The sequence below is a fragment of the Erwinia sp. 198 genome (genome assembly GCF_003937915.1).
Lineage (GTDB): Bacteria > Pseudomonadota > Gammaproteobacteria > Enterobacterales > Enterobacteriaceae > Erwinia > Erwinia aeris.
On record NZ_RHUM01000013.1, the window covers coordinates 38,691 to 63,289 of the forward strand.

Below are 24,599 nucleotides of genomic sequence, written 5' to 3' on the forward strand. Positions count from 1 at the left end.
CCCAATGCCGGGCTGGCTTTGCTCTTTTTATGAAGAAAGAGCTAGTTAAGTCCGATTTGGTAAAGCGCAAAACCCATATCGTCCTGACCTGTTTTTTTCAGCGGATATTGGCCCCTGTTCTTAATAAAGTCGGCCGCTTTTTGCGAGGGTGAGGTTTCAAAAAAGATATTCAAAGGCACCTTGCTATGAATGTTTTCCAGCCGCCAGTTATTATCCGTCTGCGGACTGACTTCACCATGCGCCCGGGTCTGCGCCGTAATGTAAGCCGCTACGACAGCACGATTTTCATCCGGAGAAGCAAAAGCGACGTGATCCTCACCGGTTCCGGCAAATTTGCCGCCGTACGCGCGATAGTTATTGGTCGCCACCAGAAAAGTCGCATCGGGATCGACGGGTTTTCCCTGGAAGGTTAAATCGCGGATACGGGAAGCCTTGTCGTTAATCACCTGACATTCCGCATCGTAGCGGGCAGGCTGCGTGACGTCGATGCGGTAGCTAACGCCGTCAATAACGTCGAAATTATAGGTACGAAAATCCCAGTTAATCAGCGGCTGCGGTTTAGCGCTGGTCGGATCGATTTGAGTAAACTGACCCGCCGAGCACTCCAGCCATTCTTTTACCTCTTTACCGCTGGCCTTTACGACCACCAGCGTATTGGGATAGAGGTAAAGATCCGCTGCGTTGCGAAAGGTTAGCGGGCCTTTTTCCACTTCCACATAGCTGGCCGGATCGTTTTTACGGCCGCCGGCCTTGAACGGCGCGGCGGCGGAAAGCACCGGCAGATCGGCCAGATCCGGATCGCCCTGAATAAAGCGCTCTACATAATCGCGCTGCGCATTATTCACAATCTGTACGGTCGGATCGTCCTGAATCAGCGACAGATAGCTGTACATCACGTCCGCCGATTTCCCTATAGGCTGGCTGACAAATTCACGCGTGGCGTGATGGTCAGGCGCCATCACCTTCAGCAGCGCCTGATCTTCCGCCGCCAGCGATTTTTTCGCCGCCGTATCGTAAATGGGCCGGGCCTGCGCGGTCGCTTCGCTTACCCGCCAGCGGCCGGCATCATTGTTAAGCACCAGATCGATCACGCCCAGATGATCGCCCCACATGCCCGGCATCACCGCCGGTATCCCGTTCAGCGTACCCCTGGCAATATCGGCACCTTTGATCGCGGCAAAATCCTGGCTGGGGAAAACGGCGTGCGCATGGCCAAACAGGATAGCGTCGATACCGGGAACCTGGCTGAGGTAGTAAACGGAGTTTTCCGCCATCGCGTGCCACGGCTCGCTGGAGAGACCGGAGTGGGGAATAGCCACGATCAGATCCGCGCCCTGGCGGCGCATCTCCGGCACCCATTTGCGCGCTGTCTCGGTAATATCCTCAACGGTAATTTTACCGCTGAGATTTTTCTTGTCCCACACCATAATCTGCGGCGGCACAAAACCTATGTAGCCCACTTTCAGCTGATGCTTGTTGCCCTCGCGATCCGTCACTTCCGTCGCCCTAATCAAAAAAGGCGTGAACAGCGGCTTACCGCTGTGGATATCAATGATATTGGCATTGATGTAGGGAAATTTTGCGCCGCTGATGGCTTTTTGCAGGTAGTCCAGACCATAGTTGAATTCATGGTTGCCCAGGTTGCCTACCGTGTAATCCAGCGTGTTTAGCGCCTTGTAAACCGGATGGATTTCGCCCTGCCGTAAGCCCCTGGCCGCCACATAGTCACCGAGCGGACTGCCCTGAATAATGTCACCGTTATCCACCAGCACGCTGTTGACGGCTTCTTTACGCGCCGCCTCAATTAACGTTGCGGTACGCACCAGCCCGAACTTTTCCGTCGGGGTATCCTTGTAATAATCAAAATCCATCATATTGCTGTGCAGGTCGGTGGTTTCCAGCAGGCGGAAATCGACCGTGGCAGCATGTAGCGCACAGCTGACCAGCAGTGCGACGGGCGTCACAACGGACTTAATCATTTTTTCTCCTTAATAGCATTGGTGTAATCCCTAACGTCGCAAAGTTTTATGAAACTAATACCTTCTTTCTCATAATTATGTGAGCAGCTACAAATATTTATCTCTTATGGCCCGGCCTGTCGGGAACGATTAGGGGCGTTGCGGGGTCAATCTGATGAAAAACAGCAGCTCCTGCGGCCTGAAATAATTTATGCTATTGATAATTAAGCGCTGGCGGATCGTTTGGCCTTCGATCTTCGCTATCGACTATGATCAACAGAGAGCGCTGGCGCAGGTGAAGTGATGACCCGCACCAGCCAGCAAATCAAGAGGTGGACAATGTTAGAGAATATATGCCAGCTGGCACGAGACGCGGGCGTTGCCATCATGCAGATATACGATGGTCAGGCGCCGCTTGATGTTGCCACAAAATCCGATGATTCGCCGGTCACCGCAGCGGATATCGCTGCACACAAGGTGATCCTCAAGGGGCTGACCACGCTGACGCCCGACGTGCCCGTTTTGTCTGAGGAAGATCCGCCGGGCTGGGAGATCCGCCAGCACTGGCAGCGCTACTGGCTGGTCGATCCGCTGGACGGCACCAAGGAGTTTATCAAGCGGAACGGCGAATTCACCGTCAATATTGCGCTGATTGAAAACGGCAGGCCCGTGCTGGGCGTGGTTTACGCGCCGGTGATGGACGTGATGTATTCGGCCGCCGAGGGGAAAGCCTGGAAGGAAGAGGGCGGCGTAAAAACGCAGATCCACGTGCGGGAGGCGCGCCCGCCGCTGGTGGTGGTGAGCCGTTCGCATTCAGACAGCGAGCTGGAGGATTACCTTAGCCAGCTGGGCGAGCATCAGACCATCGCTATTGGCTCCTCGCTGAAGTTCTGTCTGGTCGCGGAAGGCAAGGCGCAGCTTTATCCCCGCTTTGGGCCAACGAATATCTGGGATACCGGCGCAGGCCACGCCGTAGCGATTGCCGCAGGCGCGCACGTGCATGACTGGCAGGGGAAAACGCTGGACTATGCGCCGCGCGAAGCCTTTTTGAATCCGGGCTTCCGCGTCTCGATCTTTTAATCTGCTATGGGGGGCGGCACCAGCGCCTCCCTCTGTCCGTTAGCGTAACAGCTGACGCACCAGCATAATCACCTGCTGTACTTCCTGCTGCGTCAGCGCGCCATCCTTGACGAAACGCACCTTTCCTCCGCTATCCAGCACAATAATCGCCGATCCTTCATCCTGCAGCTGCCAGGCCCGTTTGACCGTGCCGTTGCCGTCGACGATAAACTGCGACCAGGGATACTGTTTCTTATTGCTCTGAATGCTGCTGCGGACAAACATGCCGGTGCCGGGGATCGCATCGTCAGTATTCACCAGCGTGGTAGTCTGATAGCGGTCGTGGGGAAACCGGGCCGATTTTATCGCCTCGATCAGCGCCGCATTTTTCTCTTTGGCAGAGGCGCGGCCGGCGATGTGCTGAAGGACACGCACTTTGCCCGGCAGCGCGGCGCTGTTCCAGGCTCGATAGCTGAACTGCTCCTGCTGATAACGCAGCTCGCCTTGATCGGTAATGCCGACAGGCGGTACGCGCTGGCCTGTAACCAGGTTATGGGCGCTGGCGGCGCATGACAGCAACGTTAACAGCAGGAGTAAAGGACGAAAAATCATGATTGAACTCATTAGTCATGTTTCTGCAATAATAAACGTGGATGATGCGTCTGTCGCAGCGATACAACATCTTTGCAACACACCGCACAATTCCGTAAAGGTCGAAGGTTTATACTGCGTTCATACAACCGGGTGAAAGAGCCTACTGTCATGATGTGTAAAAACAGTAAAAAAACTCGGTTTTAGGAGTTTTAGAAGTGAAACCTGGTCTATAGTGTATCCACTTTGTGCTGCAAAGATTCGTACCGAACTTGGAAACGACGCAGCACGCATCATCTTTCAGGAGTCGTAACATGAAGATTTTCCAGCGCTATAATCCGCTGCAGGTGGCCAAATATGTCAAAACACTGTTCCGCGGCCGGATCTACATCAAAGATGTAGGCGCATTTGAGTTCGATAAAGGTAAAATCCTGATCCCACGCGTTAAAGATAAGCAGCACTACAGCGTGATGTCAGAAGTGAACCGTCAGGTGCTGCGTTTGCAGACCGAGTTCAACTAGCAACCGGCAGGCCGGTTCAAAAGAAAGAAGGCGCGAAATTCGCGCCTTTTCTGTTTTTATTCTTCGACCATTTTGTTCAGCACGGCGGCACCCTGTCGGGTTTCATCAATCCTTGTCACCAGGAGCTGGTCTATACGGTAGCTGTCGATATCCACTACCTCAAACTTATAGCCGTGAAACTTCACGAAGTCGGTACGCTTAGGGATTTTTCTCAGCATATACATCATAAAGCCGCCGATGGTTTCGTAGTTGCCGGACTGCGGGAACTCGTCAATATCCAACACGCGCATCACGTCGTCGATCGGCGTACCGCCTTCCACCAGCCAGGAGTTTTCGTCGCGCGCCACAATCTGCTCTTCCATCCCCTGGCCGACCAGATCGCCCATCAACGTGGTCATTACGTCGTTCAGGGTAATAATCCCGACCACCAGCGCGTATTCGTTCATGATCACCGCAAAATCTTCGCCGGCGGTTTTAAAGCTTTCCAGCGCTTCCGACAGCGTCAGCGTATCCGGCACGATCAGGGCCGAGCGGATTTGCACGCCGCTGTTAAGCGCCATGCTCTGATTGCCCAGCACGCGCAGCAGCAGTTCTTTAGAATCGACATAGCCGACGATATGGTCGATATCGTCATTACAGACCAGAAACTTGGAATGCGGATGGTTAGCGATTTTCTCCTTCAGGCTTGCCTCTTCCTCATGAAGATTGAACCAAATTACGTTCTCGCGCGAGGTCATGGAGGAGGGCACGGTGCGCGACTCCAGCTCAAACACGTTTTCAATCAGCTCGTGTTCCTGCTTGCGCAGCACGCCGGCGAGCGCGCCAGCTTCTACCACCGCGTAAATATCGTCCGAGGTGATATCGTCCTTGCGCACCAGGGGGATTTTAAACAGGCGGAAAATGATATTGGCGCCGCCGTTAAAGAACCACACCAGCGGTCGAAAGATAAACAGGCACAGCCGCATCGGGTTGATGATTTTCAGCGCGATGGTTTCCGGTGCGATCATCCCCAGACGTTTTGGAAAAAGATCGGCAAACAGGATAAACAGGCTGGTCACCACGGTAAAAGAGGCGATAAAGCTCAGCTGCTCCGCCAGCACCGGGCCGGTTATGCGATCGAAAAGCGTGCGGAACACCGGGGAGAAGGCGGAATCGCCCACGATACCACCCAAAATAGCCACGGCGTTCAGGCCTATCTGCACCACGGTAAAAAACATCCCTGGCGTTTCCTGCATCTTCAGCACGCGCTGGGCGTTAATATTGCCGTCGTCGGCCAGCAGCTTCAGCTTGATTTTGCGCGACGCGGCCAGAGAGATTTCCGAAAGAGAAAAAAATGAGCTGATGGCGATCAGCATTAAGATGACAAGCAAGCTGTCTAACATAAAACATCCATTAAATGGCCGCTTCAGGCACTTTCAGAGGAAAATGCGCTAAAGCAGGCCTTAAGTTGATTACCTGTCATTTTTGGCCTGGGCAGCAGATGAGGAGCAGCTGACCTTCTGTACCTGTGAGCGGCACCGGGCTATCCGTGCCAAAAATGTCTGCGCCATTTGGCTTGGGCAGAAAGACGTTAACTGACCGCAGCGCGGCCTCTGCCAGAGATTATAGCTGTGGTGAGGATTGCTTACAATTACGGCGCTGCAGGCGATCCGGCGGTGAGATTTATCCGAGTCTGCATTGCAGGCCGATCTGGCGTAATATTCCCTCACGATGCGCAGTTGTAACCTGGCGGTTCTTTGCACACAATAACGCAAATTTCGGCCTTTCAGTGAAAAAGAGCCTTTGAACCCGTAAAAAGTTGCCATGCTTAAGCGGGCTATTTTCAAGATTCAGCAGTTGCGCCCATCTGGAGCCGGCAATAAATTCAGGAGTTAGCGTGCCACGAATCCATGTCTATTGCATGTTAGGTCTGATCGCAGCCGTGCCTGCCGCTCAGGCGGCTACGGTGCGTTTGCAGGTCACTGGCCTGTCTGGGGAGTTACAAAAAAATGTGCGCGCAAGATTGTCGACCATCGCCAACGAGGAAGTGACCTCCGATGGGCGTTTCCGCGCGCGCGTCAGCGAAGCGGTTAAGGAAGGACTTAAGGCGCTGGGCTATTACGAACCAAAAATTGACTTTGAACTGCAGCCGCCGCCTGCGGGCGGCAGGCGTCCGGTGCTGCTGACGAAAGTCACGCCCGGCCCGCCGGTGAAGCTGGCGGGCGAAACGGTGATCGTTCGCGGCGGCGCGCGTACCGACGAGGATTACCAGACCCTGGTACGCACCGGCAAAGCCAAAATTGGCGGCGTGCTTAACCACAGCGACTACGACAGCTTTAAAAGCTCGCTCAGCAATCTGTCGCTGCGCAAAGGCTACTTTGACGGCGACTACCGCAAAAGCCAGCTGGGCGTTTCCGTCGAGCGGCGCGAAGCTTTCTGGGACATCGATTACGACAGCGGTCAGCGCTACCGCTTTGGCGATGTCACCTTTGAAGGCTCGCAGATCCGCGAGGAATACCTGCAAAACCTGGTGCCGTTTAAGAAGGGCGACTACTACAGCTCGCGCGATTTGGCCGAGCTGAACCGCCGCCTTTCCTCTACCGGCTGGTTTAATTCCGTGGTGGTCGCACCGCAGTTCGATCAATCCCGTAAAAATAAAATATTGCCGCTGCACGGCGTGGTCAGTCCGCGTACGGAAAACACCATCGAAACGGGCGTGGGCTACTCTACCGACGTCGGCCCGCGCGTTAAAGCAACCTGGAAAAGGCCCTGGGTAAACTCCTACGGCCACAGCTTTACCACCAGCGCCAATATCTCAGCGCCGGAGCAGCAGCTTGACTTCAGCTATAAAATCCCGCTGCTGAAAAATCCGGTCGAGCAGTATTACCTGCTGCAGGGCGGCCTGAAAAGAACCGACCTGAACGACACCAAATCCGACTCTACCACGCTGGCCGCGTCCCGTTACTGGGAATCCTCTACGGGCTGGCAGCGCGCCATTAACCTGCACTGGAGCCTGGATCACTTTACTCAGGGTAACGTCACCAATACCACCATGCTGATCTACCCCGGCGTCAGCGTTAACCGCACCCGTTCGCGCGGCGGACTGATGCCCGTGTGGGGCGACTCGCAGCGCTACTCGCTGGACGTCTCCGATACCACCTGGGCCTCGGATATCGATTTCGCCGTGGTGCAGGCGCAAAACGTCTGGATCCGCACGCTGGCGGATAAACATCGCTTCGTGCTGCGCGGCAATCTCGGCTGGATCGAAACCAACGATTTTGAACGCGTGCCGCCTGATTTGCGCTTTTTCGCCGGTGGCGACCGCAGCATTCGCGGCTACAAGTACAAAGGGATTTCGCCACGCGACGACGATGGCAAGCTGACCGGCGCCTCGAAGCTGGCGACCGGCTCGGTGGAATATCAGTACAACGTAACCGGTAAATGGTGGGGCGCGGTGTTTGTGGATTCCGGCGAAGCGGTCAACGACATCAAGCAGAGCAATGTCAAAACCGGCGCCGGTTTCGGCGTGCGCTGGCAGTCGCCGGTTGGGCCGATCAAGCTGGATATCGCCCGTCCGGTCGGCGACAGTGAAGATCGGGACGTACAGTTTTATATCGGATTGGGGCCTGAATTATGAGTCTCTGGAAAAAGGTCCTTATTGGCATCGTGATTTTCCTGGTCGTGCTGCTCGGCAGCGTGGCATTTTTAATTGGCACCACTACCGGATTACATCTGGTGCTGAACGGCGCGGCGCGCTGGGTGCCGGGACTGGACATCAAACAGGTCAGCGGCGGCTGGCGTAACCTGACGTTAAAAGGCGTGCAGTATGAGATGCCTGGCGTGACGGTTAATGCCGGCGAGTTACATCTGGCCTTGCAGCTGGGCTGCCTGAAAAACAGCGCGTTCTGTGTCAATGACCTGGCACTGCGCGACGTCAGCGTGGTAGTGGACAGCAAAAAGCTGGGGCCGCCCGCGCCGGAAGCCAAAGAGGATGAAAACGCGTCCGGCGACCTCAGCACGCCATACCCGATTACGCTGCGCCAGCTGGCGCTGCATAACATCACGGTGAAAGTGGATGATACGGCAATTTCGCTGGCTGACTTTACCTCTGGCCTCAGCTGGCAGCAGCGTGCGCTGACCTTAACGCCGACCCACATTCAGGGCCTGCTGATTGCGCTGCCGAAGGCGGCCAAAGTGGCCGACGAGCAGGTGGTGCAGCCAAAAGTGCAGCAGCCGCAGACTAACGAACCGCCGCTGGGCGAAACGCTGAAGGCGATGTTCGCCAAACCGCTGCTGCCCGATCTGCCCGATTTCAAAATGCCGCTGGATGTCAACGTCCAGCAGATCCTCGGCGAGCAGTTGCGCATTACTGGCGATACCGATATCGCTATCACACGCCTGCTGGTGAAAGCGCAAACGCAGGATCGCCTGTTAAGTCTGTCAACGTTGGATGTGGATTCACCGCAGGGCCAGCTTAACGCCAGCGGCCAGGCGCAGCTTGCGGATGCCTGGCCGGTGAATTTTAACCTCACCAGCTCGCTTAACGTCGATCCGCTCAAAGGCGAGAAGGTCAAAATGACCGTCGGCGGCGGCCTGCGCGAGCAGCTGGATCTGGCGCTGAACCTCTCCGGCCCCGTGCGGATGCAGCTGAACGCGCAAACGAAGCTGGCCGAAGCAGGCCTGCCGCTGGCGATGACGGTGCAAAGCGCGCAGCTGCGCTGGCCGCTGACCGGCGAAACGCAGTATCAGGCCGATAACCTGAACTTCAGCATAAAAGGCAAAGCAACAGACTATGTTATGTCGCTGAAAGCCGCGCTGCGCGGCCAGGCCATTCCTCCCGCCACGCTCACGCTGGACGGCAGGGGCAACGCAGAGCAGTTCTCGCTGGATAAGCTGCGGCTGGCCGCGCTGGAGGGCACTACCGACCTGACGGCGCTGGTAGACTGGAGCAAGGCGATCAGCTGGCGCAGCGAGCTTTTGCTCAACGGCATCAACACCGCACGGCAGTATCCGGACTGGCCGGCGAAGCTGGAAGGCAAAATCACCACGCGCGGCAGCCTTTACGGCGGCAGCTGGCAAATGCGCGTGCCTGAATTAAAGCTACGCGGCAACGTGAAGCAGAATGCGGTTAGCGCCGACGGCTCGCTTTACGGTAACAGCTACAACCAATGGGATATTCCGGGTATCAAGCTGGTGCTTGGTCGTAATAATGTCGATGTCAAAGGCTCCCTCGGCGACAAGCTGGCGCTGGACGCCAACATTGACGCCGGGCATCTGGATAACGCGCTGCCCGGCCTGGGCGGCGTGGCGAAAGGCACGATCAAAGCGCGCGGCGATTTAAAAACGCCGCAGCTGCTGGCCGATCTGACCGCTACCGGCCTCCGCTGGCAGGCAATGAGCATCGCCCGCGTCGCGCTACAGGGCGAGGTAAAATCAGGCGAGCAGATCCAGGGCAAGCTGGCGCTGCGGGTGGATCGGCTGAAGCAGGACACGCTGGCGATTAATCGGCTGGATCTGGACGCCAGCGGCGACGAAAAAGCGCACCAGCTGAAGCTAACGGTCAACGGCGAGCCGGTGTCCGGCCAGCTCCAGCTGAACGGCAGTTTCGACCGCAGCCAGCAGCGCTGGCGCGGCACGCTTAACAATACCCGTTTCGACACGCCGGTAGGGGAATGGCGCCTGACGCGCGCCATCGCGCTGGACTATCTCAACAGCAGCCAGACGGTATCGGTCGGCCCGCACTGCTGGCAAAACCCCAACGCCGAACTGTGCGTGCCGCAAACCATCGAAGCCGGCCCGTCCGGCCATGCGAAAGTTACGCTGAACCGCTTCGATCTGGCGATGGTGAAACCTTTCCTGGCGGATGAAACCAAACTCAGCGGCGTCTTCAGCGGCGACGCCGACGTTAGCTGGACGGCGGACGGCGGTTTACCGCAGGGCCGCGTCTCGCTGAAAGGCAACGGCGTGAAGGTCGCACAGAATGTGGATGGCAATACGCTGCCGGTAGCCTTTGATACGCTGAACCTGAACGCGGCGTTGCGTAACGGTCGCGCCCAGCTCGACTGGCTGATCCGCATCGCTAAAAACGGCCAGCTGGACGGCAACGTGCAGATCGCCGATCCGCAGAACAAACGCGGGCTTTCCGGCAACGTTAATATCAAAAACATCGATCTGACGCTGATTAATCCAGCGCTGATGCAGGGCGAAAAAGTGGCCGGCGTGCTTAACAGCGCGCTACGCCTGGGCGGCAGCCTGCAAAAACCGCAGGTCTTTGGTCAGCTGGGGCTGAGAAACGTCGGTGTTCAGGGCAGCTTTATGCCGGTCGATCTGACCTCAGCCAATCTGAATATGGTCTTTAACGGCATGAGCTCGACCCTACAGGGCATGATCGAGACGTCTCAGGGACAGCTGGCGCTCAGCGGCGACGCGGACTGGGCGCAGCTGGACGCCTGGCGGGCGCGTATTGCGGCGAAGGGCAGTAAAATTCGCGTGACGGTGCCGCCGATGATCCGGATGGACGTTTCGCCGGATCTGGAGTTCGAAGCCACGCCGCAGGCGTTTAATCTGAACGGCCGCGTCGATATTCCGTGGGCGCGCGTGACCGTCCAGGAAGTGCCGGAAAGTGCCGTCGGCGTCTCGTCGGATGAAGTGCTGCTGGATGAAAACCTCAGGCCAATTGCGCCGAAAAGCACCTCGATCCCGATCAACAGCAACCTGGTTATCCACGTCGGTAACGACGTGCGTCTGAGCGCCTTTGGGCTGAAAGCGAAGCTGAACGGCGATCTGAAGCTGGCGCAGGATAAACGTGGGCTGGGGCTGAACGGCCAGATCAACATTCCTTCCGGGCGTTTCCATGCCTATGGTCAGGATCTGATCGTGCGTAAAGGCGAGCTGCAATTCTCTGGGCCGGCCAACCAGCCTTACCTCAACATCGAGGCTATCCGTAACCCGGAGGCAACGGAAAATGACGTTACGGCAGGCGTGCGCGTTACCGGCCTGGCCGACGAGCCGAAAGTGGAGATCTTCTCCGATCCGGCTATGTCGCAGCAGGAAGCGCTCTCTTATCTGCTGCGTGGACAGGGTCTGGACGCGACCGGCAGCGACAGTAGCGCATTAACCTCGGCGCTGGTGGGATTAGGGCTTGCACAAAGTGGGCAGGTTGTGGGTAAAATCGGGGAGACTTTCGGCGTAAGTAATCTCGCGCTGGACACGGCGGGCGTCGGTGACAGCCAGCAGGTTCAGGTCAGCGGTTACGTGCTGCCGGGTCTACAGGTAAAATATGGTGTTGGCATATTTGATTCACTGGCGACCTTAACCTTACGTTATCGCCTGATGCCCAAACTTTATTTGGAAGCGGTGTCTGGTGTAGACCAGGCGCTTGATGTGCTCTATCAGTTTGAGTTCTAGCAATGCGAATAATTGTCTACGGCAGCCTGAGACGCAAGCAAGGCAACAGTCACTGGATGACCAACGGGCAGTGGCTGGGCGATCATCAGATCGACGGCTACGAGTTATATAATCTGGGCCTTTACCCCGGCGTCGTCGCGGGTAGCGGGCAGGTTTACTGCGAGGTCTACCGGGTGGACGCCTCCACGCTGGGCGAGCTGGACGCGCTCAGAACCAAAGGCGGAGAGTATAAGCGCGAGCTGATGCCGACGCCTTACGGCAGCGCATGGCTGTACGTTTATCAGCGTTCGGTAGAGGGCAAGCAGCGGATAGCCAGCGGAGACTGGCTGCTGCGGGATAACCAGGATCCTGCCTGACTCGCGTGAAATAAATAAAAACACCGCTCACTGAGCGGTGTTTTTTTATCTGCTGTCCGTGCGGCGGTTTACTTTTTCGCGCGCTCGAAAGAGGAGATGATTTCAGCTTTAGCCGCTTCAGCGTTATCCCAGCCTTCTACCTTCACCCATTTGCCTTTCTCCAGCGCTTTATACTGCTCGAAGAAGTGGGTGATCTGCGCACGCAGCAGTTCCGGCAGGTCGTTCACATCTTTGATGTGATCGTACTCTTTGGTCAGCTTGGTGTGCGGAACCGCAACCAGCTTGGCGTCTTCGCCAGACTCGTCGGTCATTTTCAGCACGCCAACCGGACGGCAGCGGATCACTGAGCCTGGTTGCAGTGGGTATGGCGTCGGCACCAGCACGTCTACCGGGTCACCATCCAGAGACAGCGTGTGGTTGATGTAACCATAGTTGCACGGGTAGAACATCGCGGTAGACATGAAACGGTCAACAAACAGCGTGCCGGAGTCTTTATCTACTTCATATTTGATCGGATCGGCATTGGCCGGGATTTCAATAACAACGTAGATATCTTCTGGCAGATCTTTACCCGCTGGAACCTGGTTTAAACTCATGGTGAATTCCTTTAATCGTCTTAAATCAAGTGACGCTCATTATAGCCAACTGGATATGAAAGTATGCCCCCTTTTTGGGCTTTCAGAATGCTCCAGTACGCTGGCCGGTTATTTAACGCGCTGGCAAAGCGCACGCAAAAAAACAGGGCGATCCGAAGATCGCCCTGTCTGCATAGCCGTCTGCCTTAAGCGTCCGGATATTCGCGCAGGAAACGCTCGGTGTCGTCAACCATATCGGTGTTGCCGACAAAGAACGGCGAGCGCTGATGCAGCGTTTCCGGTACCAGATCCAGAATGCGGTTTTTGCCGTCGCTGGCCTTGCCGCCGGCCTGTTCGGCCAGAAACGCCATCGGGTTGCATTCATACAGCAGGCGCAGCTTGCCCTGTGGGTGGCTGGCGGTGCTTGGATAGAGATAGATGCCGCCTTTCAGCAGGTTGCGGTGAAAATCCGCCACCAGCGAGCCGATATAGCGTGAGGTATAAGGGCGATGAGTCAGCCGATCTTCTTCCTGGCAGAACTTCAGGTATTTCTTCACGCCCTGCGGGAACCGGATATAGTTGCCTTCGTTAATGGAGTAGGTGTAGCCCTTTTCCGGGAAAGCCATTTTTTCCGCGCTGAGGCAGAAAACGCCCAGCGAAGGATCGTAGGTGAAAGCGTGTACGCCACAGCCGGTGGTGTAAACCAGCATGGTCGAGGAACCGTAGACGACATAGCCCGCGGCAACCTGCTGGCTGCCCGGCTGCAGGAAATCTTCTTCCGTTACCGGTGTGCCTGGCGGCGTGATGCGACGGTAGATAGAGAAAATTGTGCCGACGGAAACGTTAACGTCGATGTTGGAAGAGCCGTCCAGCGGATCCATCAACACCACGTATTTACCATTTTCAACGCCTTCGAAAATAACGATTTCATCTTCTTCTTCAGAAGCGATACCGGCTACGATACCGCGCGCTTTCAGCGCGGCCTTCAGTTTTTCGTTGGCAAACAGATCGAGCTTCATCTGCTGTTCGCCCTGCACGTTTTCCACGCCGCTGGCGCCCAGAATATCGACCAGCCCCGCTTTGTTGATGTCACGGTGAATGATTTTTGCGCCCAGCTTGATAGCTGAAATCAGCGCCGTCAGTTCACCTGTGGCGTGAGGAAAGTCGTGTTGCTTCTCGACGATAAATTCGCCTAACGTTTTCATAACACAATCCCTGAATCTGCGGTTGAACAGCAGCCTGTGATACAAACTGCCAACGTATGTCGAGGCAGTTTAGCCGAATGAGGGCTAAAGAACATAGGGCAAATTCCGTTTCTTCCGCACGATGAGGACGCTACACTGTGCACCGACCCTTTCAGTAAACGGACCTTTTATGCGTATTCACATCCTCGGTATCTGCGGCACATTCATGGGCGGTCTGGCAATGCTGGCCCGATCGCTGGGTCATGAGGTGACCGGTTCCGATGCCAACGTTTATCCGCCGATGAGCACGCTTTTAGAAAAGCAAGGCATTGATTTAATTCAGGGATATGATGCTTCCCAGCTCGATCCCGCGCCCGACTTAGTGATCATCGGCAACGCCATGACGCGCGGCAACGCCTGTGTGGAAGCGGTGCTGGAACGGAATATTCCTTACCTCTCCGGCCCGCAATGGCTGCACGATTTCGTCCTGCGCGACCGCTGGGTCATTGCGGTTGCCGGCACACATGGAAAAACCACTACGGCGGGCATGACCGCGTGGATCCTGCAGGCGTGCGGGCTGGAGCCGGGCTTTGTCATCGGCGGCGTGCCGGGTAACTTCGACGTTTCCGCAACTTTAGGAAAAAGCCCATTCTTCGTGATTGAGGCTGATGAATATGACTGCGCGTTCTTCGATAAGCGCTCAAAGTTCGTGCATTACTGCCCGCGCACGCTGATCCTGAATAACCTTGAGTTCGACCACGCGGATATTTTCGATGATTTAAAAGCGATCCAGCGGCAGTTCCATCATCTGGTGCGCATCGTGCCGGGTCAGGGACGGATTATCGTGCCGGAGCAGGACAGCAACCTGAAGCAGGTGATAGCGATGGGCTGCTGGAGCGAGCAGGAAAGCACCGGCGAAAACGGCCGCTGGCAGGCGAAAAAGCTGACGCCGGACGCCTCGCACTGGGAAGTCTGGCTGGACGGCGAGCGCGTGGCGGAAGTGAACTGGTCGCTGGTGGGCGAGCACAACATGCATAACGGCCTGATGGCTATCGCTGCCGCACGCCACGTAGGCGTGAAGCCGGAGGATGCCGGCAAGGCGCTGGACGACTTTATCAACGCCCGCCGTCGCCTGGAACTGCGCGGCGAAGCCAATGGCATTAAGGTTTATGATGATTTCGCACATCATCCTACCGCCATTCTGGCGACCATGACCGCGCTGCGCAGCAAAGTAGGCGGCAGAGCGCGTATCCTGGCGGTGCTGGAGCCACGCTCCAACACCATGAAAATGGGCATCAGTAAAGATGATTTAGCGCCTGCGCTGGGCCGGGCCGATGAGGTATTTTTGCTGCAGCCGCACCATATCCCGTGGCAGGTCGCCGAAGTGGCAGAGGCGTGCGTACAGCCCGCTCACTGGAGCGCGGACGTGGATACGCTGGTAGAGATGATTGCTAAAACGGCGCAGCCGGGCGACTACATCCTGGTGATGAGCAACGGGGGATTTGGCGGCATTCATCAGAAGCTGCTGGATCGGCTGGCGTAACGGGCCAGCCAGTCGGCGCTGCGGGCAAGCAAACCCGCAGCGTTTTCAGGAGGCTTCGGCCAGCTCGCGCAGATACTGGAAGATCTGGCGGGAAGCTTTCGGCGGCTTATTGGCCGCTTTTTCTTTCTGGGCGTTGCGGATCATCGAGCGCAGCTGCTGACGATCGGCGTTCGGATAAAGCTGTAAAACGTCCGCCATCGCGTCATCGCCTTCGGCAACCAGACGATCGCGCAGCATCTCCAGCTTATGGAACAGCGCAACCTGCTGGTTGTGACGGTTCTTCAGCTTGTCCAGCGCCTGCCGGATAGGATCTTCTTCGCGCGAGCGCAGCATTTTGCCAATCAGCTGCAGCTGACGGCGGCGTCCCTCTTTCTTGATCTTCTGCGCCAGCTCGATGGCGGCACGCAGATCTTCATCCAGCGGAATTTTATCCAGCGAGTTGCCGCTCAGTTCTACCAGCTCGGCGCCCAGGCGCTTCAGCTCTTCGGCATCACGTTTAATTTCACTTTTACTGACCCAGATAATTTCATCATCTTCTTCTTCGTTATCTGGTACATCATCGAGCCAGTCGTCAGGCTGTTTGGTCATGGGAGGCTCCCTAAAAAAGAGGCTAATGCTATCAGGAAACTCAGGCTACTGCGAAATTGTTCGCTGAGTCTGTTAGACTCAGGTAAACCTGAAACCCTGAAGAGTCCGGAAATCTGGTGGCGTATACCCAGAAAAGCCCTCTGTTAATTATATGGTAGGTCGATGAAATTACTCTCCCAAGTTGCAGAACAGCGTAAAACCCTCGAAGAGGCGGTCGCAACAGCACTCGAGCTGGCCAAAGCCAGCACCGATGGGGCGGAAGTCGCCGTCACCAGAACCACGGGGATCGGCGTCAGCACCCGCTACGGCGAAGTAGAAAACGTTGAATTTAACAGCGACGGCGCTTTAGGCATTACCGTTTATCATCAGAATCGCAAAGGCAGCGCGTCTTCGACCGATCTCAGCCCGGACGCGATCGCGCGTACCGTGCAGGCGGCTGTTGATATCGCCCGCTATACCTCCGCCGATCCTTATGCGGGCGTGGCGGATCGCGATCTGCTGGCTTTTGATGCGCCGGATCTGGATCTTTTCCATCCCACCGATCTTGATCCTGACAGAGCGATCGAGATGGCGGCGCGGGCCGAGCAGGCTGCGCTCAAAGCCGACAAGCGTATTACCAATACCGAAGGCGGCAGCTTCAACAGCCATATCGGCATGAAGGTCTTCGGCAACAGCCACGGCATGATCCAGGGCTACTCTTCCAGCCGCCATTCGATTTCAGCCAGCGTTATTGCCGAAGCTAACGGCGATATGGAGCGCGATTACGCCTACACCATCGGCCGCGCTATCGAAGACCTGAAGTCGCCGGAGTGGGTCGGCGAAGAGTGCGCCCGCCGCACGCTGTCGCGCCTCTCGCCGCGCAAGCTCGCCACCATGAAAGCGCCGGTTATTTTTGCGGCGGAAGTGGCGACCGGCCTGTTTGGCCATCTGGTCGGCGCGATCAGCGGCGGCAGCGTCTACCGCAAATCCACTTTCCTGCTGGATGCGATGGGCAAACAGATCCTGCCGGAATGGCTGACCATCCAGGAGCAGCCACACCTGCGTAAAGGCCTGGCCTCTACGCCGTTCGACAGCGAAGGCGTGCGTACCGAACAGCGCGACATCATCAAAGACGGCGTGCTGCAAACCTGGCTGCTGACCAGCTACTCGGCGCGCAAGCTGGGCCTGAAAAGCACCGGCCATGCGGGCGGCATCCATAACTGGCGCATCAACGGTCAGGGCGACAGCTTCGACCAGCTGCTGAAAAAAATGGGCACCGGTCTGGTAGTAACGGAACTGATGGGCCAGGGCGTTAGCGGCATCACCGGCGACTACTCGCGCGGCGCGGCCGGTTTCTGGGTCGAAAACGGCGAAATTCAGTATCCGGTAAGCGAAATCACTATCGCAGGCAACCTGAAGGACATGTGGCGCAATATGGTCACGGTGGGCAGCGATATCGAAACCCGCAGCAATATTCAGTGCGGCTCCGTGCTGATCCCGGAAATGAAAATCGCCGGACAATAATTCTGGTGGCTTATGTAAGGGAGGCGCAGACTGCGCCTCCCTTTACTTCCCAGCCTGCTACTGATGGTGATGAGTTCTGCCCTGTAAAACCTTAAAATGAAAAGATCTCCGCCACAGTGAGATTTCTGCATGGATTAATATTTGCTTTGGAGGGCTTTAATGAATTTTGATGCTGAAACCGTAAATAAATGCACAAAAAGTGATAGCTATCGTAACTATCAATTTAGAAATCCCGCCAGGCAAAGAATACCAACCATAAAAACCTACACTAGCGCCGCTATATAAATATAGAGGCGATGAAATCGCCGGTAAAATAGAAAAAATTAGATAACCTTCCTCATATAGACTTCACAACCCCGTCGGTTGCCAGGGTTCATGATGCGTAAGTGACATGCGTAGAAATCCCACCTTGAATCGATAATACGCCAGGTTTATGCAAAATCAATTCTTTTTTGATTGAGGTTATAAGAGGCCTAAATTTTTTGCTGCCCCTATAGAAACGCTTAAGCGATATCTGTTAAGTAATCTTGCTAAGAGGCTTTATAACATGTGAGGTAAACAAGGAGAGTAGCAATGGCATGGACGTATAATGTAATGATGAAGACCTTTAAGCGTAACGGGGAATACAAGTTCAGCGCGCTTTATGCTGGTGCTCCGGGCTATAAAGATAATCCTGAGTATGAATGTCTGCGCGATAGAGGCCCGTTGCCCAGAGGTAAATACCGGATCACAGGCGTTCCATTCACACATAAAAAAGCGGGTCGATTCACGCTTCGCCTTGAGCCAGATAAAGGCAACAATATGTGTAATCGGAGTGGTTTTCTAATTCATGGAGAAAGTCAAACGCATCCAGGCGAAGCCTCAAATGGCTGCATCATACTGGATCCAAGGTTCCGTAAAGCAATTTGGGATTCAAAGGATAAGGAGATTATTGTTGAATGAGATATTTTCTTCCCCCCTTAATTATTTGCAGCACCTGTACGCTTGCCGCGCCGGTGCTTGATAATAATTGTAAGTCGCCCATATCAGGTACTGCCATAAGAATGATGGATAAAATGCATGAGGAAATGCATATTGACATTAAGAGCATACCACCCGATGGGGTAACCACGGAATTGCTATTCAACGAACCTGTCTCTGATTTGTTATCACAATACTATGCCGAAAAAACCTATAAAACCGATACCCTTTTATCGATAAGCGATAACAAAGAAATATATTCACAGGATAATCCTGTTAACCTCATAATTAAGTTTACTGTTAAAGATAAGGAGGGAAAAGAGGATATTTTTCTTGCCTCTACCATTGCGAACGATTATGAGTGTAATATAGAATTTAACGGTTATTTGATTGTCAAGCGTGAATTCTGATTTTTGCCCCTGTGTCAGCGCGCAGGGGCCTCTCACTATCTGAAAATTTACTTTCTGTCTGTTTTATTTCTTAAATAAAGCTAATCTTTCTTTTTTTTATTTAAATAATGATTTCGTTCTCCACTACCATAAGCAATTCCTATGGTTTCCATCAGGATAGCCGCTGCGATCGCCGTTATCGGCCGATCAGGCAGGCATTTTTTCTGTCGTACTGTGATTTACCTTCCACTTTTGCTCTTCTGTTAAGTGAAATAACCATTTTGTGAAGGATTTCCCTGGCTTCGCGCTTATTTCCACTTTGAAACGGAAAAATGCGGTCTACAAAATCGCTACCTCCGGCGCTACTTTATTTCTCTCGCGAATAAATTCGGTTTACAGCCGAACCAAACCGGAAAATAAGGGGCGTTGCGTGAAAGACGGAGCAGTGGCGGTAAAAGAAGCCGACGAGCAACAGGCGGTTCAGGCGCTTGCCGACAAAGTGATGATGCAAATCAGCGAGCTGTTTGCTGCCAAAAATATTTATCCTGATGCCGTTCAGCAAAAAATGCTGGCTTCGCACGTGCGGGCAATGGCTTCGCGCTCGCTAACGGGCGAACCGCTGCCGGAAGTCGAGGCTGAACTGTTTGACGAGATCTCGCCGGGATCCATGTTGCTGGCCCAGCAGGTGGTGGATCTCTTTGGCAACTTGCCCCAGGAAGAAGCCTGGCTGCTTTCCGTTCACGTTGAAGTCGCAAAAGAAAACCAACCGTAAATTTACCAGCCGGAGAAAATGCTTATGTCACAAGTCATTGTTGTTATTGGCGATCGTTTAGGGAAAGGCCAGAAAGTCGCGGCAGGCGTCGAGAAAGCGGGCGGGAAGGCCGTGGTGGTGCCGGGCGTGGCGGCGGACATGAGGCTGGGCGACGTCATGAAAGCGGAAAATGCCACTTTCGGTATCTCTTTTTGCGGCAGCGGCGGCGCAGGCGCTATTACCGCGCAAACCAAACACGGCTACAAAGCGAAATATGGCATGCGCTCTGTAGAAGAGGGCGTAACCGCCATCAATGAGGGCGCGAACGTGCTCGGCTTTGGCTTTATGGACAAAGAAGAGCTGGGCGAACGCCTGGTGCAGGCCTGGAACAAGAAGCACGGTGCCTGACCGATGAAGGAGCAATTTACCACAGCGGTAAAGGTCAGCGGCAAAGGCAACAGCAAAGAGAAAGCGTTCGCCGATGCGCTGAGCCGTGTGCAGAGCACGCTGCTAAAGACGACCGGTAAGGTGCTGCTGCGCATTGAGCCGCAGGAGGTCAGGGTGGTGCTGGCGCGGGAAAGCGTCAGGAAAGAACGCTTTTTGTTTTTCTTTCTGGCGAGGGAGCGGCGGAGTTACAGCATCGAACTGGAAATTACCGTCAGCGTAAACGCTATCGATGTCGACAAAATCGATTTCCTCACGCGCTAGCCGGGCAAACATAACTTAAAAACGTTGGCGCAAGCCTGCAAGGAAAGTGTGATGTTTTTAATTATCCTTTTTAAATCTCTTATTATCGGCGGCCTGGTCGGAACAGGCGTTGGCGCTGGCGCCGCGCGTATGTTTCATGCGCCGGCGACTCAGGGCATGGGCGCCTTTCGCACGCTGGGTGAACTCAACTCCTGTGAAGGCGATCCCGCCTCTCACTTCTCGTTTGGTCTGGGCTTCTTCTTTAACGCCTGGGCTTCTTCCGTTGCCGCAGGCTCGTTTACCCAGGACGTCGACCACCGCATTATCCCGAACTGGGGCGCGGCGGCGCTGATGATCCGAAACCGCAACCTGGCAGAAACGCTGCACGATCCGAAAAAAATGGCCATCGCCTGCGGCCTGATCGGCATGGTGGTGGTCGCCTTTCTGAATTCTACCGCTTCGGCCGTGCCGGCGGCGCTCCAGATCACCGCCGTTAAGGTGCTGGTGCCTGCGGCTAACCTGCTGGTCAATACCGTGATGCCAGTGATCTTCTGGCTGGCGGCAATCGATGCCGGTAAAAAATCGGGTTTCTGGGCCACCATCTTCGGCGGCCTGGCGCAGCTGATTATGGGCAATGCGGTGCCGGGACTGGTGCTGGGCATTTTGATCGGCAAGGGCGTTGAGGAGAGCGGCTGGCATCGCGTCACCAAGGTGATGATGTTCGCCATCGTGCTGCTGTTTGTCCTGAGCGGCTTCTTCCGCGGCTTCGATATGAAAATGCTGGAATCTTTCCGGCTGGGCGTGCCGGACTGGCTGTCGATGTTCCATAACGCGCTGAGCGGAAAATAAGGAGAGGAAAATGGAAGCAAAAAGCGGTTTCTGGTATGCCGACTGGTCTTTCCCGATCTTTGTCGGGCTGCTTTCCGCCGGCGTGTTCGCCGGAACGCATATGTATTACGTCTATGGGCTGGGCGCGTTTAACGAGGTCGCCTTTGTCTCTATGCTGCGCGCGGGTATGGAAACCGGCGTCTATGGCGCGGTGGCGGCCTTTGGCGCGAGCTTTCTGTTCGCCCGTATTATCGAAGGGTCGCTGGTGGGCATTCTGGATATCGGCGGCGCCATCCAGACGGGCGTCGGCCTTGGCGTGCCGGCGCTGCTGTTGGGCGCCGGATTTATCTTCCCCGTGGCCAACTTTGCCGCCTCGCTGCTGACCGGCCTGATCCTGGGCCTGGCGATCGGCTACCTCATTATTCTGGCGCGCAGGTTCACCATCAATAACAGCGATTCAACCTATGGCGCCGACGTCATGATGGGCGCGGGCAACGCGTCCGGGCGTTTCCTCGGGCCGCTAATTATTCTCTCGGCTATGGCCGCCTCCATTCCCATCGGCCTGGGTTCGCTCATCGGCGCGCTGCTGTTTTATCTCTGGAACAAGCCTATTACCGGCGGCGCCATTCTGGGCGCAATGCTGCTGGGCGCATTTTTCCCGGTGGCGCTCTAGCCCGATCGCCAGGGCTCAGCGGCACTGGCGACCGCTTTTGCAGACGGAGGAGTTTGCCATGTTTGATTTTATTGTGCGCCGGGCGCGCCTGGCGAACGGCGGGCTGACGGATATCGCCGTACACAACGGAAAAATTGCCGCGCTGGGCGAGATCAGCGGCCAGGCCACGCGCGAGTATGATTTGGCCGGGCGTTTTTACCTGAGCGCCGGATGGATCGATTCGCACGTGCACTGCTATCCCAATTCGCCGATTTATCACGACGAAGCGGACTGCATCGGCGTTGCTACCGGCGTGACGACCGTCGTGGATGCGGGCAGCACCGGCGCGAACGATGTTGACGAGTTCTGTCGTTTAACCCGCAGCGCCCGCACGCAGGTTTACGCCTTGCTGAATATCGCGCGCACCGGCATCGTAACGCAAAACGAGCTGGCGGATATGACGCAAATCGACCGCGATGGCGTGCGTGAAGCGGTACAGCGTTTGCCGGGGTTTATTCTTGGCATCAAGGCGCGCATCAGCAGCAGCGTGGTAGGTAAAAACGGTGTGCAGCCGCTGATCCGAGCCAAAGCGATCCAGCAGGAAAACGGCGGGCTGCCGCTGATGGTGCATATTGGCAATAATCCGCCCGATCTGGATGAAATAGCCGATCTGTTGGAAAGCGGCGATATCATTACCCACTGCTATAACGGCAAGCCCAACCGCATCCTGACACCAGCCGGTCAGCTGCGCGCCTCCATTCATCGTGCCCTGGAACGCGGCGTGCGGCTGGATGTGGGGCACGGCACGGCCAGTTTCAGCTTTGACGTGGCGCGCGTGGCTATCGCGCAGGGCATTCTGCCGCACACCATCAGCTCGGATATTTACTGTCGCAACCGCCTTAACGGGCCGGTGCACTCGCTGGCGCACGTCATGGCGAAGTTCTTCAGCGTAGGCATGACGCTACCGCAAATTATTACCTGTGTAACCGCTAACGCGGCTGACGGCCTGCGGCTACCGCAGAAGGGACGGCTGAGGATGGGCTATGACGCCGATCTGACTATTTTCGACGTGCAGGATTCGTCCTGTGTGTTTACCGATTCCGAAGGCCAGCCGGCTACGGGCGAAAAGCAGCTGGTGCCGCTGGCCGCCGTGGTGGCTGGCCGCTGGTTTGTTACCGAAGAAGGGAAAAAGCATCATGTCTTCGATTTATGAGAAATATGGCTTAAAACAGGTAATTAACGCCTCGGGCCGCATGACCATTCTGGGCGTCTCTACACCTGCCGCCGATGTGGTGGACACGGTAAAGTACGGCCTTAACCACTATTTTGAAATGAAAGATCTGGTTGATAAAACCGGCGCTTATATCGCCAGCCTGCTCGGCTGCGAGGATGCGGCCGTGGTTTCCTGCGCGTCAGCGGGCATCGCGCAAGCCGTGGCGGCGGTCATCGTCAAAGATGACGACTGGCTGCTGGAAAACCTCCACGCCGCGCCGCCGATCGTTCCTCACGATATCGTGGTGCCGAAAGGCCATAACGTCAATTACGGCGCGCCCGTCGGCACTATGGTCACGCTGGGCGGTGGGCGGCTGGTAGAAGCAGGCTACGCCAATGAATGCTCCGCCGCGCAGCTTTCCGCCGCCGTAACGCCGCAAACGGCGGCCATTCTTTATATCAAATCGCATCACTGCGTACAGAAAAGCCACCTCAGCGTCGAACAGGCGGCCGCCGTTGCGCGCCAGCATAATCTGCCGCTGATTGTCGATGCGGCGGCGGAAGAAGATCTACAGCGCTACTACCAGGACGGCGCGGATCTGGTGATCTACAGCGGCGCGAAGGCTATCGAAGGCCCTACGAGTGGCCTGGTGATGGGACGCAAAAAATACGTTGAGTGGGTGAAGCGCCAGTCGCAGGGCATCGGCCGGGCGATGAAGGTCGGCAAGGAAGGCATCCTTGGCCTGACGCAGGCGATCGAAAACTATCTGCAACAGCCGAAAATGACCGGTGCGCAGATGGTGGAGAAGATGACGCCGTTTATCGACAGCCTGAACGCACTGGACGGGATCAGCGCGCGCGTGGTTTGGGATGCCGCCGGACGAGATATTGCCAGGGCGGAAATCCATTTCGACCAGCTTAAGTCAGGTCTGACCGCGGGCGATGTCGTGCAAAGGTTAAAAACCGGCGAGGTGGCGATCTACTTCCGCGGCTATAAGGCCAATGAAGGCATTGTCGAGGTCGACGTGCGCAGCGTCTCGCCAGATCAGCTGCATACTATTTACGTTTCCGTCAGGGCATTATTATCAGGAGGGAAAACAGCATGACGCTTATGCCAAATTTCTATCGCGATCGCGTTTGTCTGAACGTGCTGGCAGGATCCAAAGAGAACGCCCGCGAGATCTGGCAGGCGGCTGAAGGCCACGTGCTGGTTGGCGTGTTGTCGAAAAACTATGACAGCGTGGCAAGCGCGGTTGCCGATATGCGCGACTACGCGGCGCTGACAGACAACGCGCTCTCCGTTGGGCTGGGCGCGGGCGATCCGAATCAGTCGGCGATGGTCAGCGCCATTGCAGCCCGGCTGCAACCGCAGCACGTAAACCAGGTGTTTACCGGCGTGGCGACCAGCCGCGCGCTGTTGGGCCAGCGCCAGACGGTGGTTAACGGCCTGATTTCGCCGACGGGCAGGCCAGGCATGGTCAAAATTTCCACAGGGCCGCTCAGCTCGCAGGCGCCAGAGGGTATCGTACCGATAGCGACCGCGATTGCGCTGCTGAAAGATATGGGCGGCAGCTCGGTTAAATATTTCCCGATGGGCGGGCTGAAAGCGATCGAAGAGTTTCGTACGGTGGCGAAAGCCTGCGCCGAACAGGATTTCTGGCTGGAGCCGACGGGCGGCATCGACCTGGATAACTATGCCGCCATTATGCAAATCGCGCTGGAGGCGGGCGTCAGCAAAATTATCCCGCACATTTACAGTTCGATTATTGATAAGGCTTCCGGCAATACTCGTCCGGACGACGTCCGCGCGCTGCTGGCGATGACGAAAAAACTGGTGGGGTAAGCGCGTGATCGAG

23 protein-coding genes are annotated in these 24,599 nt (G+C 55.9%); 17 read left to right on the forward strand and 6 right to left on the reverse strand.

What is annotated here, in order from left to right:
- Positions 1–41: 41 nt before the first annotated feature.
- The gene (locus tag EGK14_RS17225) at positions 42–1,979 is read right to left on the reverse strand and encodes a bifunctional 2',3'-cyclic-nucleotide 2'-phosphodiesterase/3'-nucleotidase (protein WP_125290329.1); all 1,938 of its coding nucleotides are present in this window, start codon (positions 1,977–1,979) and stop codon (positions 42–44) included.
- A gap of 318 nt (positions 1,980–2,297) precedes the next feature.
- Here EGK14_RS17225 and cysQ point away from each other — a divergent pair, with 318 nt between their 5' ends.
- Positions 2,298–3,038, forward strand: coding sequence for a 3'(2'),5'-bisphosphate nucleotidase CysQ (gene cysQ, locus EGK14_RS17230; RefSeq protein WP_125290330.1), 741 nt, complete (start codon positions 2,298–2,300; stop codon positions 3,036–3,038).
- 39 nt (positions 3,039–3,077) lie between these two features.
- Here cysQ and EGK14_RS17235 read toward each other — a convergent pair whose 3' ends face one another.
- Complete coding sequence (locus EGK14_RS17235) at positions 3,078–3,641, reverse strand: YtfJ family protein (protein ID WP_370256484.1); 564 nt, start codon at positions 3,639–3,641, stop codon at positions 3,078–3,080.
- Between the two features lie 281 nt (positions 3,642–3,922).
- Here EGK14_RS17235 and EGK14_RS17240 point away from each other — a divergent pair, with 281 nt between their 5' ends.
- Positions 3,923–4,129 carry a DUF1107 domain-containing protein gene (locus EGK14_RS17240; protein WP_013200508.1) on the forward strand — a complete coding sequence of 69 codons (207 nt, stop codon included), beginning with the start codon at positions 3,923–3,925 and terminating at the stop codon, positions 4,127–4,129.
- 56 nt (positions 4,130–4,185) lie between these two features.
- Here the strand turns inward: EGK14_RS17240 and EGK14_RS17245 are convergent, their stop codons facing one another.
- Positions 4,186–5,511: a hemolysin family protein gene (locus EGK14_RS17245; RefSeq protein ID WP_125290331.1), complete on the reverse strand. Its 1,326-nt coding sequence runs from the start codon at positions 5,509–5,511 to the stop codon at positions 4,186–4,188.
- 518 nt (positions 5,512–6,029) lie between these two features.
- Between EGK14_RS17245 and EGK14_RS17250 the strand changes: the two genes are divergently transcribed.
- From EGK14_RS17250 to EGK14_RS17260, 3 genes are read left to right on the forward strand one after another with little or no spacing between them, the layout of a single operon-like run.
- Complete coding sequence (locus tag EGK14_RS17250) at positions 6,030–7,745, forward strand: autotransporter assembly complex family protein (RefSeq protein WP_199746467.1); 1,716 nt, start codon at positions 6,030–6,032, stop codon at positions 7,743–7,745.
- Entirely contained in the window at positions 7,742–11,515 is a 3,774-nt protein-coding gene (locus EGK14_RS17255; RefSeq protein WP_125290333.1) for a translocation/assembly module TamB domain-containing protein, read from the forward strand. The genes EGK14_RS17250 and EGK14_RS17255 overlap by 4 nt, the downstream gene beginning before the upstream one ends.
- Positions 11,516–11,517: 2 nt before the next feature.
- Positions 11,518–11,871, forward strand: a complete 354-nt coding sequence (locus EGK14_RS17260) for a gamma-glutamylcyclotransferase (protein WP_125290334.1) — start codon at positions 11,518–11,520, stop codon at positions 11,869–11,871.
- A 68-nt stretch (positions 11,872–11,939) separates the two neighbouring features.
- Here the strand turns inward: EGK14_RS17260 and ppa are convergent, their stop codons facing one another.
- Entirely contained in the window at positions 11,940–12,467 is a 528-nt protein-coding gene (ppa, locus tag EGK14_RS17265; RefSeq protein WP_125290335.1) for an inorganic diphosphatase, read from the reverse strand.
- Between the two features lie 185 nt (positions 12,468–12,652).
- Positions 12,653–13,651 (reverse strand): class 1 fructose-bisphosphatase, encoded by a 999-nt coding sequence (gene fbp, locus EGK14_RS17270; RefSeq protein ID WP_125290336.1) that lies wholly within the window; start codon positions 13,649–13,651, stop codon positions 12,653–12,655.
- A 169-nt stretch (positions 13,652–13,820) separates the two neighbouring features.
- Between fbp and mpl the strand changes: the two genes are divergently transcribed.
- Positions 13,821–15,173 (forward strand): UDP-N-acetylmuramate:L-alanyl-gamma-D-glutamyl-meso-diaminopimelate ligase, encoded by a 1,353-nt coding sequence (gene mpl, locus EGK14_RS17275; RefSeq protein WP_125290337.1) that lies wholly within the window; start codon positions 13,821–13,823, stop codon positions 15,171–15,173.
- A gap of 45 nt (positions 15,174–15,218) precedes the next feature.
- On the opposite strand, the gene yjgA is transcribed toward mpl, so the two are convergent.
- A complete protein-coding gene (gene yjgA, locus EGK14_RS17280; protein ID WP_125290338.1) occupies positions 15,219–15,761 on the reverse strand; it encodes a ribosome biogenesis factor YjgA in 543 nt (180 codons plus the stop codon).
- A 162-nt stretch (positions 15,762–15,923) separates the two neighbouring features.
- Between yjgA and pmbA the strand changes: the two genes are divergently transcribed.
- The 11 genes from pmbA (at position 15,924) to EGK14_RS17335 (ending at position 24,586) form a co-directional block, all read left to right on the forward strand.
- Positions 15,924–17,264: a metalloprotease PmbA gene (gene pmbA / locus EGK14_RS17285; RefSeq protein ID WP_125290339.1), complete on the forward strand. Its 1,341-nt coding sequence runs from the start codon at positions 15,924–15,926 to the stop codon at positions 17,262–17,264.
- Positions 17,265–17,837: 573 nt separating this feature from the next.
- Positions 17,838–18,206, forward strand: coding sequence for a tlde1 domain-containing protein (locus tag EGK14_RS17290; RefSeq protein ID WP_125290340.1), 369 nt, complete (start codon positions 17,838–17,840; stop codon positions 18,204–18,206).
- Positions 18,203–18,634: a hypothetical protein gene (locus EGK14_RS17295; RefSeq protein ID WP_125290341.1), complete on the forward strand. Its 432-nt coding sequence runs from the start codon at positions 18,203–18,205 to the stop codon at positions 18,632–18,634. Before EGK14_RS17290 ends, EGK14_RS17295 begins: the two co-directional genes overlap by 4 nt.
- Before the next feature lie 409 nt (positions 18,635–19,043).
- A complete protein-coding gene (locus EGK14_RS17300; protein WP_125290342.1) occupies positions 19,044–19,385 on the forward strand; it encodes a glycine dehydrogenase in 342 nt (113 codons plus the stop codon).
- Positions 19,386–19,409: 24 nt separating this feature from the next.
- Positions 19,410–19,772, forward strand: a complete 363-nt coding sequence (locus EGK14_RS17305; protein WP_125290343.1) for an SFCGS family glycine-rich protein — start codon at positions 19,410–19,412, stop codon at positions 19,770–19,772.
- 3 nt (positions 19,773–19,775) lie between these two features.
- A complete protein-coding gene (locus tag EGK14_RS17310) occupies positions 19,776–20,072 on the forward strand; it encodes a DUF4312 family protein (protein WP_125290344.1) in 297 nt (98 codons plus the stop codon).
- A 51-nt stretch (positions 20,073–20,123) separates the two neighbouring features.
- A complete protein-coding gene (locus EGK14_RS17315) occupies positions 20,124–20,900 on the forward strand; it encodes a DUF4311 domain-containing protein (protein ID WP_125290345.1) in 777 nt (258 codons plus the stop codon).
- Positions 20,901–20,910: 10 nt separating this feature from the next.
- Entirely contained in the window at positions 20,911–21,552 is a 642-nt protein-coding gene (locus EGK14_RS17320) for a DUF4310 family protein (protein ID WP_125290346.1), read from the forward strand.
- Between the two features lie 58 nt (positions 21,553–21,610).
- Positions 21,611–22,744 (forward strand): amidohydrolase/deacetylase family metallohydrolase, encoded by a 1,134-nt coding sequence (locus tag EGK14_RS17325; RefSeq protein ID WP_125290347.1) that lies wholly within the window; start codon positions 21,611–21,613, stop codon positions 22,742–22,744.
- Positions 22,728–23,849 carry a DgaE family pyridoxal phosphate-dependent ammonia lyase gene (locus EGK14_RS17330; protein ID WP_125290348.1) on the forward strand — a complete coding sequence of 374 codons (1,122 nt, stop codon included), beginning with the start codon at positions 22,728–22,730 and terminating at the stop codon, positions 23,847–23,849. The genes EGK14_RS17325 and EGK14_RS17330 overlap by 17 nt, the downstream gene beginning before the upstream one ends.
- Entirely contained in the window at positions 23,846–24,586 is a 741-nt protein-coding gene (locus EGK14_RS17335; protein ID WP_125290349.1) for a KDGP aldolase family protein, read from the forward strand. Before EGK14_RS17330 ends, EGK14_RS17335 begins: the two co-directional genes overlap by 4 nt.
- Positions 24,587–24,599 lie beyond the last annotated feature (13 nt).